The 13,575-nt window shown below is 43.7% G+C and carries 12 protein-coding genes and 1 pseudogene; 3 read left to right on the plus strand and 10 right to left on the minus strand.

The features are described from left to right. Positions 1-32 precede the first annotated feature (32 nt). Positions 33-1,262: a DUF445 domain-containing protein gene (locus tag ABWT76_RS29120; RefSeq protein ID WP_054465518.1), complete on the plus strand. Its 1,230-nt coding sequence runs from the start codon at positions 33-35 to the stop codon at positions 1,260-1,262. Between the two features lie 205 nt (positions 1,263-1,467). Here ABWT76_RS29120 and ABWT76_RS29125 read toward each other — a convergent pair whose 3' ends face one another. The 6 genes from ABWT76_RS29125 to ABWT76_RS29150 all read right to left on the minus strand — a co-directional run bounded on the left by ABWT76_RS29125 (position 1,468) and on the right by ABWT76_RS29150 (position 8,064). Continuing rightward, positions 1,468-2,889, minus strand: coding sequence for a pentapeptide repeat-containing protein (locus tag ABWT76_RS29125; protein WP_054465519.1), 1,422 nt, complete (start codon positions 2,887-2,889; stop codon positions 1,468-1,470). A gap of 378 nt (positions 2,890-3,267) precedes the next feature. Continuing rightward, on the minus strand, positions 3,268-4,173 hold the full coding sequence (rimK, locus tag ABWT76_RS29130; RefSeq protein WP_054465520.1) for a 30S ribosomal protein S6--L-glutamate ligase: 906 nt from the start codon (positions 4,171-4,173) through the stop codon (positions 3,268-3,270). Then, positions 4,170-4,652, minus strand: coding sequence for a RimK/LysX family protein (locus tag ABWT76_RS29135; RefSeq protein WP_054465521.1), 483 nt, complete (start codon positions 4,650-4,652; stop codon positions 4,170-4,172). Before ABWT76_RS29135 ends, rimK begins: the two co-directional genes overlap by 4 nt. Before the next feature lie 172 nt (positions 4,653-4,824). Then, positions 4,825-6,030, minus strand: a complete 1,206-nt coding sequence (locus ABWT76_RS29140) for a Coenzyme F420 hydrogenase/dehydrogenase, beta subunit C-terminal domain (protein WP_054465522.1) — start codon at positions 6,028-6,030, stop codon at positions 4,825-4,827. Positions 6,031-6,437: 407 nt separating this feature from the next. Next, on the minus strand, positions 6,438-7,721 hold the full coding sequence (gene glp / locus ABWT76_RS29145; protein WP_354635356.1) for a gephyrin-like molybdotransferase Glp: 1,284 nt from the start codon (positions 7,719-7,721) through the stop codon (positions 6,438-6,440). A 76-nt stretch (positions 7,722-7,797) separates the two neighbouring features. Beyond that, positions 7,798-8,064, minus strand: coding sequence for a hypothetical protein (locus ABWT76_RS29150; RefSeq protein WP_054465524.1), 267 nt, complete (start codon positions 8,062-8,064; stop codon positions 7,798-7,800). A 445-nt stretch (positions 8,065-8,509) separates the two neighbouring features. Between ABWT76_RS29150 and cobO the strand changes: the two genes are divergently transcribed. Then, on the plus strand, positions 8,510-9,205 hold the full coding sequence (gene cobO, locus ABWT76_RS29155) for a cob(I)yrinic acid a,c-diamide adenosyltransferase (protein ID WP_082348789.1): 696 nt from the start codon (positions 8,510-8,512) through the stop codon (positions 9,203-9,205). A gap of 286 nt (positions 9,206-9,491) precedes the next feature. On the opposite strand, the gene ABWT76_RS29160 is transcribed toward cobO, so the two are convergent. After that, positions 9,492-10,145: a hypothetical protein gene (locus tag ABWT76_RS29160; RefSeq protein ID WP_054465525.1), complete on the minus strand. Its 654-nt coding sequence runs from the start codon at positions 10,143-10,145 to the stop codon at positions 9,492-9,494. A gap of 314 nt (positions 10,146-10,459) precedes the next feature. Here ABWT76_RS29160 and ABWT76_RS29165 point away from each other — a divergent pair, with 314 nt between their 5' ends. Further along, on the plus strand, positions 10,460-10,651 hold the full coding sequence (locus ABWT76_RS29165) for a hypothetical protein (RefSeq protein ID WP_054465526.1): 192 nt from the start codon (positions 10,460-10,462) through the stop codon (positions 10,649-10,651). Positions 10,652-10,794: 143 nt separating this feature from the next. Here ABWT76_RS29165 and ABWT76_RS29170 read toward each other — a convergent pair whose 3' ends face one another. The 3 genes and pseudogenes from ABWT76_RS29170 to ABWT76_RS29180 form a co-directional block, all read right to left on the minus strand. Then, complete coding sequence (locus ABWT76_RS29170; RefSeq protein ID WP_054465527.1) at positions 10,795-11,433, minus strand: DUF3386 domain-containing protein; 639 nt, start codon at positions 11,431-11,433, stop codon at positions 10,795-10,797. Positions 11,434-11,804: 371 nt separating this feature from the next. Next, entirely contained in the window at positions 11,805-12,362 is a 558-nt protein-coding gene (locus tag ABWT76_RS29175) for a hypothetical protein (RefSeq protein WP_313890604.1), read from the minus strand. 207 nt (positions 12,363-12,569) lie between these two features. Next, positions 12,570-13,570, minus strand: a pseudogene (locus ABWT76_RS29180) (IS630 family transposase); the annotation flags it as partial. Between the last annotated feature and the right edge of the window lie 5 nt (positions 13,571-13,575).

Genomic DNA, 13,575 nt, shown 5'->3' on the forward strand with positions numbered 1-13,575 from the left:
CTTCTACTTGATCCCTGCCTCTTGCTCGATCAATGAATTTATCTAACTTATTTATTTATATTGGCCCGCCCATTGCCGGTGGCATTATTGGCTATTTCACCAATGATATCGCCATTCAAATGTTATTTCGTCCCTATCGAGCGATTTACATTGGTGATCGGCGGCTGCCATTTACTCCCGGATTAATTCCGCGAAATCAAGAACGTCTAGCTAAACGAATTTCTGATACCATTATGGGGTCTTTGTTAACCCCGGAAGAATTGCAAAACCTGGCACGGCGTTTGCTGCAAACCGAACGCATGGAAGGGGCAATTCACTGGCTATTGCGGATGGCAATGGATCAGATTAAGTCCGATACAGAAGCCAAAACCGCGCAAATTTTGGCGGGAATTCTCCATGATTTTCTCGGCCAATCTTTGCCAAGAATGTTAAAGGTTTTAGCCAAAGATGAAAGCTTTTTACAAGAACAACTCGATCAAATTTTTGACCAAGTTTTATTAGAAATTCAACTCAATCGCGCCCAAGCCCATCAACTAGCCAATTGGCTGTTAGATGTGGTATTGCCCCCAGATGTAATTCGGCAAGTGTTGGTCGATTTCTTGACTGATCGCAACATTCACACCATTGATGAAGGATTTCGCGAACAAAGTAGTGGCACCTATTGGGTCGTAGCCAACCTGATTGGATTACGCAGTACCTTGATGCGGTTACGCACCTTTTGTTTAGATGAAAAAGAAAAGTCAAACGATCGCATTCGGGATTTAATTGTTGCCCTGGAACTGCGCGATCGCCTAGAAGAATGGTTTCAAACCCTTTCCCTGCAAAATCTGCCCTTATCCACCGTCAAACAATTGCGGAAAACCATCCGCGATAGTGTCCGCAACTACCTGCAAACTAGCGGCACGGATTTATTATTAGGCTTAAGTAACTCAATTGATTGGCAAAAAGTATCTAGTTTAATCTTAACTCGCTTACAAAAATCCGCAGTGGTCAGTAAATCCCTCGGATTAGTCAGTCACGAACTAGCCCTGATTTTAGAAAGATATCTAGAACGGGACTTAGAAAATTTAGTGGCCAAAGCCATCCCCATTTTAAACATCGATCAAGTAATTATCAATCGGGTGAAAGCCACCTCTCCCGAAGAATTAGAAAATGCCATCAATGGCATTGTCAAAAGTGAATTACAGGCGATCGTTAATCTAGGAGGAGTGTTAGGTCTGATTGTCGGTTGTATGCAAACTATTATTCTGCTTTTACAATAATGATTTGTTAGTTGTTAGTTATTAGTTGTTAGTTATTAGGTGTTGGGTAGGGATTCTTTGGTTGTTAGTTGTTGGTGGGTAGGGATTCTTTTGTTGGTGGGTAGGGATTCTTTGGGTAGGGATTCTCTGGGTAGGGATCCTTTAGTTGTTGACGTTTGACAAACAACAAACAACCAACAACTAACAACAAATAACAACTAACAAATCATTCATAAATCGTGCCATCGGGCATAATCGCACCACTGAGGTTAAATTTTTCTAAATGAACCCCTGTCAGCGTTGCTCCATATAAATTTGCTCCACTTAAATTGGCCAACTTTTTTGTCGCCAGATTTTCTATGGGGTTCTCCTGACGGGACTTTTCATAATTGCCGAAAGATGGCAATCTTAACTGATCACCCACTAACAGCAAAGTAAAAATACCGATTTGAATCGTTGAACCATCGGTTAAAACCACAGGTTCTTTCACTCTTTGTCGATTGACAAATACACCATTGGTACTATTTTGATCTTTTAAAATGTAACATCCTTGATCGTCCGTTTCAATAATCGCGTGCCGTCGAGAAACCATCGGGGAAATAAACCGCACATCCGCATTATGATGGCGACCAAGTAGGACAAATTTTTTATTTTTTAAACAAATTGAATGAGGGATGACTAATTCAGTGGATTTTTGCAAATTGCTTTCCAAAGAATTGGTATTATGTCCCGACCCAGCATTGCCGATAATTTCCGTTAATTTAGCATCCGTGAGATTGGCATGATTCAGATTTGCTTCACTCCAATTAGCCAGACTTAAATGGGCTCTAGTCAAATTGGCTCCAGTTAAGTCTGCACGAGTCATATTGGTCGAGTATAAATCCGCGCCAGTGAGATTAGCTTTGCTGAGATTTGCCTCACTTAATTTTGCTCCTCTGAGGTCGGCTTCAATTAAATTCACCCCGACCATTTTGCTAGAAAATAATTGGGCATTAATTAATTCAACGTATTCTAAATTTGCCCCGGTTAAGTCCGCATTATAAAGTTGCGCTTCACTCATTTTGGCGCGGGTCAGATCCGCTTCAGTCAGATTCACTCCCGCGAGGTTGGCGAATTCTAATTTGGCATCTTTTAAATGAGCTTTACTTAAATCAGCCCCGGTTAAATTTGCTCTAATTAAGTCTGCCCCAATTAAGTGCGCCCCATTTAAATCCGCACAGTATAAATAAGCCCGAAAGAGATAAGCCCGAAATAAGTCGGCCCGCCGGAGATCCGCATAGCTTAAGTCTGCATAACTTAAATAAGCTCCAAAGAGTTTACTATCTCTTAGGTCTGCATGACTCAAGCAGGCTTTTTGTAAATTGGCACTGCTGAGATTGGCTAATTTGAGATTGGCTAAATTCAGTCTCGCACCGTTGAGTCTGGCATCATATAAGTCCACATCACTGAGATCCGCCCCGGTAAAGTTGGTGCTGCGGAGTTCGGTTTCACTCAAGTTAGACCCACTCAAGTTCGCTCCACTGAGGTCAGCACCACTCAGGTCAACACCATTTAAATCAACTCCTTTGAGGTTAGCCCCTTTGAGATCAATCCCACAAAAATCTCTTTCTCCTGCTGCGTATGCTTTTAACAGTTCTTGAGCATCCATTCAAAAAACCCCCGCTACTGCACGTGATCTCCGAAATATTAAGCTGACGAGAAATGTAGCGCGATCGCCCGATCAAATTCTTTGACAGACGGATCTTGACAGACGGATCTGATATTGATTCCCAGGCGCTATTAGGCTGAGGCTGACCGAGCTAAAATATTAGCAATCCCCTCCTGAATTAGTTTAAGCCTAACAACTATTTTGACAGGGAATTTTAATTTTGGTTCTATGATTAAACCATGACAGCATGATGACATGACAGAATGATGATTTGTCATCTTTTGTCACCCTGATGCTTTATCCCTGATGTTTACCAATTCACTCCGCAACAAATCCATCTAACAATTTCATCGGCTTCATCGGCAAGAAACAAAAAATTTAATACTGCATCCGATCGCGCATCTTCCCCTTCACCGCATTTTTCTCAATAAACTCAATAATCTTACCCGCGACATCGACTCCGGTTGCCGTCTCAATTCCTTCCAGACCGGGGGAAGAATTCACTTCCATCACCACCGGGCCATGATTAGAACGTAACATATCCACCCCGGCTACTTTCAACCCCATCGTTTTCACCGCCCGAATTGCGGTGGAACGTTCCTCTGGAGTTAACTTAATTTTCTCTGCGGTTCCCCCTCGGTGAAGATTAGAGCGAAATTCCCCCTGAGCCCCTTGGCGTTTCATCGCCGCAATCACTTTTTCCCCGACCACAAAACACCGGATATCTGCACCACCTGCTTCTTTAATAAACTCCTGGACTAAAATGTTGGCATCTAAACCGCGAAACGCTTCAATCACCGACTTGGCGGCCTGGTGAGTTTCCGCCAGCACCACGCCAATGCCCTGAGTTCCTTCTAATAATTTAATCACCAAAGGGGCTCCGCCTACCATATCGATTAACCCATCAATATCTTGGGTAGAATTGGCAAATCCCGTCACCGGCAAACCAATTCCTTCTCTGGCTAGTAGTTGCAAGCAACGCAACTTATCCCGAGAACGAGAAATTGCCTGGGAACTATTGGTAGAAAATACGCCCATCATTTCAAACTGCCGCACCACTGCGGTGCCATAAAAGGTTTTCGATGCACCAATTCGGGGAATCACCGCGTCAAAGTCTTCTAATTGTTTGCCTTGATACACTAAAATCGGTCGATGGGAGGTGATATTCATGTAACAACGAAGGTAATTGATTACTTTCATTTCATAACCCCGTTGCTCACCGGCTTCCTTCAATCTAGAAGTAGAATAAAGCGTACTATCTTGAGATAAGATGGCAATTTTCATACAATGATTCGTTTAACTTGTTTTTTTCCGGTGGGAGAAAGATTGCGGCTAAGTAAGTATGATTTCCCAGGATTAACCAAGAAGCGATCGCGGACTGCCTGACGTCCCAGCAGCATCCTGAAGCCCATCACATCCCGATTAGTTAACGTCAGTTCAATCGGCCATTCAGAACCGCCAAGAACTACCAATGTGACAATCGTTAATCTTAACTCAGTATGCCCTCCAGAATTGCGGACTTCTCGTTCCTCTAAAATTTCCGCTTCACTAATCACAGTCGTGTGGGGATTCCGCTGATAAGGATGCACTTTAAAGCGCACCTTATATTTATCTTCTGAGGAGAAAGTCTGGAGATCAAACGCATGAATCGCCGAGGATCTAGCCCCGGTATCAATTTTGGCCTTCACTGCCACAATTCCCAACTCTGGCAGAGACAGCCATTCTCGCCAACCGATCGCTGGTAAATCTTGTTTTTTTTTCATCTGAGATCGCTGCAGAGTAAACTCGTTACCAGATTACCGGCATTTTTCCCAATATTTTCCCAATATTTTCCCAATATTTTTCTCAATAGTATAGGGGCGAATGCTGATGCATGCCCCTACTAACCAACCAGCGATCGCACAACCACCATCAAACCAAGGAGGAAATCCGAGTTTATTCCGGTAGTTTATACTGACTCACAATTCGCTTGGCGAATTCCGGCACATGATCCGCTAATTTTTCTGGATGATTCCGTTTCACATAAAGATAATTGCGGGTAAAGTGAGAATCAATGGAAAAGCGGGCATATTCTAAACCTTTCGGGCCAATTCTTTCGATCGCCACCCCCATAAGTTTCGCTGCCCACATTGGTAAAGTCACCGCCTGATCGTAAGCGGGAATACTTTGTTGTACGGCGGGTTTGCGGTTGCCTTGGGACATCACCGGCTGAGTATCCAGTTGATCCTGCACCAAATCCAACATTTCTTGGCCGATTTGGTTGCGAACCACAATCCACTGCCAACCAAACGGTGCCCCCATATAACCCACCACCAAATCCGCCAAGCCATTGGTATAGTCAAAGCAACTCATACAAGAAGGGGCAAAAATATCTTTCAGTTTCTTGGTGTTCAGGCCAAAAAACGGCACCAATTCCACGGAACCATCTTCATGTTTGAAGTGAACCCGGAAATCCTGCATAAATTCATAATGAACCACTGTATCCGGTGACTTGCTGGTGGTTTCCAAGAAGGTTTGTAACCCAGCGCGGCTGACGTTATCGACGCAGGGGGTGCCTAAAACATAGAGTTTTTCTAAACCGAGTTGTTTTTCTACCGCTCGCAAGGCTTGAATTTGACAACCTACCCCAATCACCAGTAACCGTTTCATGCCTGATTTTTCCACTTGTTCGAGCACCGATAAGTTGGGGGAAAGGGTGGGTTTATTCACTCTGGCCGCCAGCACTTCTTCTTTGGTTCTCGCTACCACGGGCATGGGTTGAAAACGGTCTTCTTTGGTGTTCTGCACGCAGACCACCCCTTCTACTAGACCGCGATCGAGCATTTCACAGGCAATGCTACTGACGATCCCAGTCCATTGGGCGCCGGGGATCGGGTCTTTTTTCTTGGCGGCCATCATCTGTTGATGCACGCCAAAGTACAGTTCATCGGGGTTATCTAAGTTGCGATCGCGCCCGTGGGCAGCCTGTTCCAATTCTGACATCTGCTGGTTCAGAAAAGCACAAGCTTCTTTGACGTAATGGATGTAATAAGTATCACACAGCCCACATTCGCTACAAAGTTCCTTGGCGGGACGCCGCGCACCGGGTCGCAGGGCTTTCGCTTTTTTATGCTTGGGAGTTTCGGGAATAACTGAAGTCATGGAAATTTTATTTCTCTGCTCAAATCGCCTATATTCACTATCCTATCTGATTCCATCGCCTTTTTTTCATTAACTTTTCATCAACGCTTAAAAATTCAGTCAAAAACATTTATTATTATTTATGAATAAAATTAATTATATCTCTAATTAAAATGATATTGATGAATTTTTAATGCTATTATTAATCTGGCTATTTATACCACCAAAATAAACAATAAATATCATCTAAATATATTAATATATTTAGATGATATTTATTGTTGGTTGTTAGTTGCTGATTAAATGTCAACCAACAACCAACAAACAACAATCTTGCCCTGAGCCCAGTCGAAGCCGAAGGGCAAAAACAACCAACAAACAAAGAACCCCTACCCAACAATCAACAAACAACAATCAACAAATATTCCTTATTTCACCCACATAACCTGAACCATTTCACCAGCAGGAATTAATTTTTTACCCACAGGCACGATCGCTAACCCATTTGTTTGAGCTAAATTGATCAGATTTCCCGAACTATGACTACCACCGGCTAATTTAAATTGATATTCAGAATCAACGGATTGGATCTGACCCCAAAGATAGGTTTCTCGCTGACCTCCAGCCCGTAAGTCTTGCTGAGTTTTGGCGAGGATAAATTCTGGTAAAAAGCCATTATTTAATCCAGAGAGTTTGCCCAGGGCTGGTTGGACAAAGCGCCAAAATGTCACTAATGCGGAAACCGGATTTCCTGGTAAGCCGAAATATAATAAGTTTCTGGATAAGTTTCTGGATAAGTTGCTGGCAGAATCTCCCAGGGTTGTGGACGGGGGAAATGTAGCGACGGTTAAAGGTTTTCCTGGTTTAATCGCCACAGATTTAATATGAATTTGACCGCCTAATTCCGTGAGGATTTGTTCTACATAGTCATAGTCACCGACAGAAACTCCGCCAGTGGAAAGGACAAAATCCGCCAGGGACAAGGCTTGGGCGATCGCCTGTTTCAGCTTGCCCGGATCGTCCGGGACAATGCCCAACGGCATAGCCTCACACCCTGCGGCGATCGCTGCTGCGGTCAAAGCATACTGATTAGAATCCACCAATTGTCCTGGTTTCAGGGATTCTCCGGGGGCAACTAACTCGTCGCCTGTGGAGAGAATAGCCACCTTGGGACGGCGATAGACCGGGACTTGGACACATTGCGCCGTGGCTAAAACGGCAATATCCGGGGGGGCGATCGCAATTCCAGCGGGCAGCAGGGGGTTTCCCGCCCGATAAAAAGACCCTCCATACCGAACAAACTCCCCGATTTCTCGTGGGGCGGCCAAAATTTCCACCGCTGTGCCTTGGCGTCGGGTTTCTTCTTGCATCACCACCGTATCCGCCCCAGGGGGCATCATTGACCCGGTTAAAATCCGGGCAGCCAGTCCAGGCTTAATTTCTACCTGTGGCGGTTTACCAGCGGGAATTTCTTCAACCACGGTTAACAGGGTGGGAGTTTCTGGACTAGAGTTGCTCACATCTGCATAACGAACGGCATACCCATCCATTGCCGAATTATCCCAGTGGGGAAAATCTCTTGACCCCACCACCGGCGCCGCTAACACTCGTCCAGATGCCGATAACAAGTCTAAACGTTCTACGTCCTGCTGGTCATCTAACGGCTTGACCAGGTTGAAAATGATTGACTCAGCTTCTTCAACTGACAACATATTACCTTATATTTTTTTGATACTGACCTCCTGATTATTTTAAAGTATCAGTGATTAATTGAAAAATTCATCTCAGCTATTCGTCTTCTTCCGACTCTTCATCACTGGGATTAGGTTTGCCAATCCCTAGATTTTTTTTCGATTGTTTTAACTCATGCCAAAGAGATTTAATTTCTTCATAAGCTTCTTGCGGACTGAGTTTGCCTCCGGTTTCTAAGTTACAAATATAGTTTACTTTCTGGGCAAATTCCTGCAAATTTGAATTAAAAACCACATTTTCCGGTTTAAAATCCCCGTAGTAACGACTCCGAGGATACAGAAAATCATCTTTGCTGTTTGGCATTAGGTTCTCCTCTATTTACAAATCATGTATCCGGATAAATATTTCCTAGTTTGGCAACATTCATTTATGGTTTTATCTTGTTTTCTCCTTTTGGATCTCTCGGTAATTCAACTCACCTATCAGGATCTTTTGTCCTAAGCATTTATGTTTTGCTTTGTTGGACGTTTTTCGGTTAAGTTAATCTAATTTTAACTTAATTTTAAAATAAAATTAATTAGTGGCGGAAAATGCCTGATGAGAACTGGCGACTCTAGATTTAGAGTCCATTACTTCAGGAAACCACAGCCTACCAGTCCCTGGCGGTGAGTTAGTCTTATCTCATTTTCACAATCTCTCATGGTTTTGTCTGCAATTTTATTGCAAGTTGGCGATTGCATATCGGAGTGATAGAATCGCGTTAGGTTACCTTCGATGTAAGCTAGAAGCGTTGTATGGTAAGCAAAAAATGGAAAAAAACACCCGAATTCAAGAAACACAAGGCAACGGGGAAATAGATTCAAACATCGATTCCAACAACATCGATTCAAGCATCGATCGCGCCTTAAATGCCGAACAGTACAAGCAGAAGATGCAACGGCGTCAAGCTATCCAAGCGGAACGGCTGGCAAAAGCCATTCCAGAAAAAGGACTGATTATTGTTCATACAGGCAATGGCAAGGGAAAAACGACCGCAGCATTGGGAATGGTGGTGCGATCGCTTGGTCATGGTTATCGAGTGGCGATTGTCCAATTTATCAAAGGTGCCTGGGAACCGGCAGAAAAAGCCGTCCTCAGTCAGTGGGAGTCTCAATTAGAATTTTATGCGATGGGGGAAGGTTTTACCTGGGATACCCAAGACCGCGATCGCGACACCCAAAAAGCCCAAGAAGCTTGGCAAAAAGCCAAAAGCTTAATTACCAACCCAGAAATTAAGCTGGTTCTCCTTGATGAAATTAATATTGCCCTCAAGCTGGGTTATTTATCTGTAGAGCAAGTCCTTGCTGGTTTAGCCCAAAAACCCGCTGATTCCCATGTCATTCTCACCGGCAGAGGCGCCCCAGCCCCTTTAATTGAACGGGCTGATTTAGTCACGGAAATGACCCTGGTTAAGCATCCGTTCCGGGAGCAAGGGGTGAAAGCGCAACCAGGAATTGAGTATTGATAGTTGTTTGTTGATTGTTGGCAAGTTGGTTGTTGGTTGGAGAAAGGGGAACAGTTATCAGGGAACGGGGAACGGAGGAGAGAGGAGAGAGAAGAGAGAAGAAAGATGCATAGAAGAGAGAGTTTTCATAATTCACCTCTTTTCTGTTCCCTGTTCCCTGTTCCCTGTTCCCTGTTCCCTGTTTGTTGGTTGTTGGCAAGTTGTTTGTTGGCAAGTTATTTGTTGGCAAGTTATTTGAATTATCTGGCTCAAAATCACGAATAACCAATAACCAAATGTACCAAATTTACCAAATTTGTTCTTGATAGTTGTCCTTGCAGGTAGCTAAAAGACGCCGATCCAAGTCGCTGAGGTTGGCGATCGCCTGAAATCCTTCTAAAGAGAACTTTGTCTCGCCATTTCCCGGAGGTTGGCGATCGCTGGCTGACGCCACTGGGTAATCTTCCACAATTCCCAAAGCAAAAGTATGAGTCATGCCATCATAACTATTGACTACAGTTAAAGCTAACTGATTTCCCTGACGAGTGCCGTAAAAACAATCAAACTCGGAATGTGGCATATACAATGCACCAATAATCTTGCCCCCACGAGACTCAAACACCATATAAGCTTGACCAATTTGATCTAATTCCGAGGATTCACCATAAAGATAAACGCCATCGGGCAAGGAATCATCGCTCTTGTCGAGCAATTTTTCTGGTTTAATCGATGCAGGATTTGATAAATGAATTGTCTGTGCGATATTTTCCGTAGTTCGATGCAGAATTGCTTCTGGAGTCACATCGACCACGTTCGACAATGCCAGCACTTGTGTCGCGCATAATCCGACCAGCATAGTTCCCAGCAAGACACCACCCTTTAAATAGAGATTTTTGGTGACTTGGGCGAAACGGGCAAAGTCCAGCAATGGCGACGTTGAACTGATTAAATGATGCAACATCTCACTTCCTCCCCCTGAATGTTTAGACGGTGAGAATTGTTATAATAAAGTCATCAAGTAATGGGGAAATACCCAAAAAAATTTTTCCTTATAGAATTAGTTTCACCGATATTTAGGGGGATTTCCGCATTCCTTTACATTTTGTAACATAATGATGATGTCTAGAAAAAAATACTCAGGAAAATAAGAAAACTCATCAGAAAACTCAGATGTTGGCACAAGCCAGAGTCATGGTTGGCAAACAACTAAGTTTGCTCGTCAGAAATTCGGCGATGCGATTTGACTGAAAATGAACAAGCCCTATGTAGAAGAAGATGAAAAAATTTAACCCTGGAGGCAATACTGGGCAAGTTTTATATTCAAAAGGCGATAGTCAAAAGGCGATATTCAAAAGGCAAGTGAAAAAAATAGCTAACAAAGTGATGACATTGGCAAAAAAGCAAAAATTTGAGGCAAATAAACAAATTGAACGGAGCAGAAACTCCATGAATTATCCCCCTCAATAAACCCACTTCCACCCGATTTTCCACCGTATAACCGGCAGCTTGCCCATCTAGGTGAAAGACAAAAAAAGGACAGACATAATGCCTGTCCCATAACATCAAATTCTATCAAAAAATAGAAATGCTCGGCTCATCGGGATTTCAGCCTAGCCCAACAGTTGGATGTTAGAAAAGGTGAACCGATCGCGGCGATCGCTTTCCGGGTTGTGAATCAGGCGATCGCTCAGAATTTGATACTTGCCCACCTGGGTATAGTGGTCTTCAAAATTGCTCTTTTCCCCCTTTTGCTCCCCAGTTTTGGGGTCGTGATAGACAGAATCATAACAGTGGGAAAGGTAGCCCTCTGGGGTTTGGTGGCTGCTTTGGGTGTAGATCGTCACCACAACCCCGTGGATGTGGCGATGCACCATGCAGACCTCATTATTGCGGAGTTGGTAGCGATCGCCTTCCCCCTTACCGCCGATAATAATTTCCACTGCCCCCGTTTCATCGGTTTCCCCATAGCTAAAAGTATTTTCCCCATGCACCGCTTCAAAATCGCGACGCACACGGTGGATCGCCGTTTCCCAAAGTTGCCCATGAATCGCCTTTTGCGCCGCCTCATCAGCAACATCCATAACTTCCGCCTTCATATCCGGCCCCACCTTCACCCGGCCCTGAATCACCTGACCCTCATGCTCATAAGTGACATCAGCGGTATAGCCGGGAAAATCCGCATCCCAGGTGTAACGATTTTCATAAGCAGCACGGAAAAATTCGCGGGCAGAAACTTGAGTTGCAACCATAAATACTCCAAGTGTTCCAAGTGTAACGATAAAATCTATTAACTAGAATAAGCTTTTGTGAGAAATTTTTGTAGGGTGCCTCAGACACAAGAAATGTGAACTCAAATCTAGACTTTTAAGAGAATAAGTAAAGAAAGTTTTGATTAAATTCACCGAAAATACCGCCATCTTGTGCTGGCCATCTTGTGCCGGGGAATCAAAAGCGAAACAGGCGAGAAAATTAAAAGATAAAATTTATCCTCTCATCTGCACACCCCAGACCCCCAAAACTTGTGACAGAAATGCTTGGGGATGCCAGCGCCTCCTTGAGGCAAGCCCCCCCTTATGGGAGGGTAAGTTAAGCTAAAACAAAATCAACTTAGGCACCTCACTTAGGCACCAGCGAGCACAAAATCGACCTCATTAGTGCCATCAGTTTGTCCTTGACCGGACGTAATTTGCTGACCCGTGGTCTCCACTTCCACCGCCATTGGTGTTCCTTCTAGAGAGATATTGTAATCAGTCCCATCCGCTGTATAGCCAACGCTGGCAACCATTTTCCGAGCACCATCGGTATATTTGAAAGCCAACATTTGTTTTTTCCCTTTCTGGTTATCGTCAGCCCAAATCACCATATATTGAGTATCTTGATAATCAAAAACTTTCGGTGGACGATTGGGGACGTAACGACCGGGAGACCCAAAACTGGCATCAAGAAAACCCTGAACTGAACTCGGTTCTACATTGACATATTGAATGGTCTGTTCCGGTGGCGCTGAGAAAGAGGCCATTTTTGCGGCAACGGTTTCCTCAACAGCCGCTTCGTCTTCTAAGTTTCCTTCGGGGGTTTGTTCTTTGCCTCGGTTGCGTAAATAATCCGTGGCCAGCTTAACACCAATGCCGCCAACCGCAGCGACTCCGGCACCAATCAGTAAATTTTTCAGTTTCACTATTTGTTCTCCTGATACTGAGCAATCTCAATGGCATGATAGCAAACGACGGGTGTGACCCGATCGCGTCAGTGCTGTTCTGGTTAAAATAGTCCAGAGGTTTTGAGGAAACTTAATATGATCGCTCAACTTTCATTGCCCGAAACCGAGCCAGAAATTATTTATCCGGATAGTGACGGTCAACCGATCGCAGATAAGTGCATCTGTAAAATTAATTGCATATTCAGTTCCAATCCCCAGGAGAATTTTTCTCACAGATGTTACTAGGCTTGACCAGTCCTTATAAGCATCTACTTGAATCCATTCATATTTCATACATAAATTTCCACAAAATCTCAATCAAATTTAGCTGGGGTGAATCAGGGGGTAGCCAAAATATTTCCAGCCCAGCGACCTGCCATGATTCTATTTTGTCGATCGCGGCTTTACTTGTATGGATTGAAGCCTGGTTGGTCTATCACCACTACGGTTTTTTTAGTTAAGGTTTGGCAAAAATCATCTAAAACCTTTATTAACCCGTCACTTGTCAGCGTATTATGATAAATTTTAGAAAACAATTCATTTTTTCTGTTCAGCCAACCTACCACATTCAATCGGGGGCTGCTTGAACTTTTCAAAGTAATTGTTTCCCCCGGCAATTGCCATCCATAAGGGATAACAGGAGTCAGGCTAAAGCCAACTTCATCTAAATACCTTAAGTCTATGTCGCCTTTTTCATCAAGGTTTTTTAAGACTGATAATTTTTCTAGCTTCAGCTCATATTCCCACTCAAAGAGTGGCCTGTTGAGACCTATGATCATTCTTTTCCTGGTCATGCCGAATTCTTTTACCACTTTTTTTAGGGTGGATTTACTCACTTTGATTCCCCAGGATTCTTCTACCTGATTTATCACTTTTTTTCAAGTTTTCGGCTCCGACTTCACCCACTCTTTCACTTGTTCCTTTTGGGATGATGACAACTTGGGTTTTCTGCCTCGGCCTGCCCGGTCATACAATCCTACTAATTTTTGAGTTTCCCACTTCTGAAACCAATAGTGTATGGTACGGCGGCTGACTCCGAATATGTCGATGAGTTGCTCTCTCCTGAAACCGCTAAAACTTAATAGAATACAATGGTCTCAGGCTCGCACTTGAGGCCGCTTGCTTTCTTGATAAATTCTTTCTAGAAGTCTTTGGGTTTCTGGACTTAAATTCTGAATAAATCTCACTGTAG

The sequence above is a fragment of the Planktothricoides raciborskii GIHE-MW2 genome (assembly GCF_040564635.1).
Lineage (GTDB): Bacteria > Cyanobacteriota > Cyanobacteriia > Cyanobacteriales > Laspinemataceae > Planktothricoides > Planktothricoides raciborskii.

Excerpts from the sequence above, each read along its gene's own strand:
- ABWT76_RS29120 (WP_054465518.1), top strand. The coding sequence starts at position 33 with ATGAATTTATCTAACTTATTTATTTATATTGGCCCGCCCATTGCCGGT.
- ABWT76_RS29125 (WP_054465519.1), bottom strand. The coding sequence starts at position 2,889 with ATGGATGCTCAAGAACTGTTAAAAGCATACGCAGCAGGAGAAAGAGAT.
- rimK (WP_054465520.1), bottom strand. The coding sequence starts at position 4,173 with ATGAAAATTGCCATCTTATCTCAAGATAGTACGCTTTATTCTACTTCT.
- ABWT76_RS29135 (WP_054465521.1), bottom strand. The coding sequence starts at position 4,652 with ATGAAAAAAAAACAAGATTTACCAGCGATCGGTTGGCGAGAATGGCTG.
- ABWT76_RS29140 (WP_054465522.1), bottom strand. The coding sequence starts at position 6,030 with ATGACTTCAGTTATTCCCGAAACTCCCAAGCATAAAAAAGCGAAAGCC.
- glp (WP_354635356.1), bottom strand. The coding sequence starts at position 7,721 with ATGTTGTCAGTTGAAGAAGCTGAGTCAATCATTTTCAACCTGGTCAAG.
- ABWT76_RS29150 (WP_054465524.1), bottom strand. The coding sequence starts at position 8,064 with ATGCCAAACAGCAAAGATGATTTTCTGTATCCTCGGAGTCGTTACTAC.
- cobO (WP_082348789.1), top strand. The coding sequence starts at position 8,510 with ATGGAAAAAAACACCCGAATTCAAGAAACACAAGGCAACGGGGAAATA.
- ABWT76_RS29160 (WP_054465525.1), bottom strand. The coding sequence starts at position 10,145 with ATGTTGCATCATTTAATCAGTTCAACGTCGCCATTGCTGGACTTTGCC.
- ABWT76_RS29165 (WP_054465526.1), top strand. The coding sequence starts at position 10,460 with ATGAAAAAATTTAACCCTGGAGGCAATACTGGGCAAGTTTTATATTCA.
- ABWT76_RS29170 (WP_054465527.1), bottom strand. The coding sequence starts at position 11,433 with ATGGTTGCAACTCAAGTTTCTGCCCGCGAATTTTTCCGTGCTGCTTAT.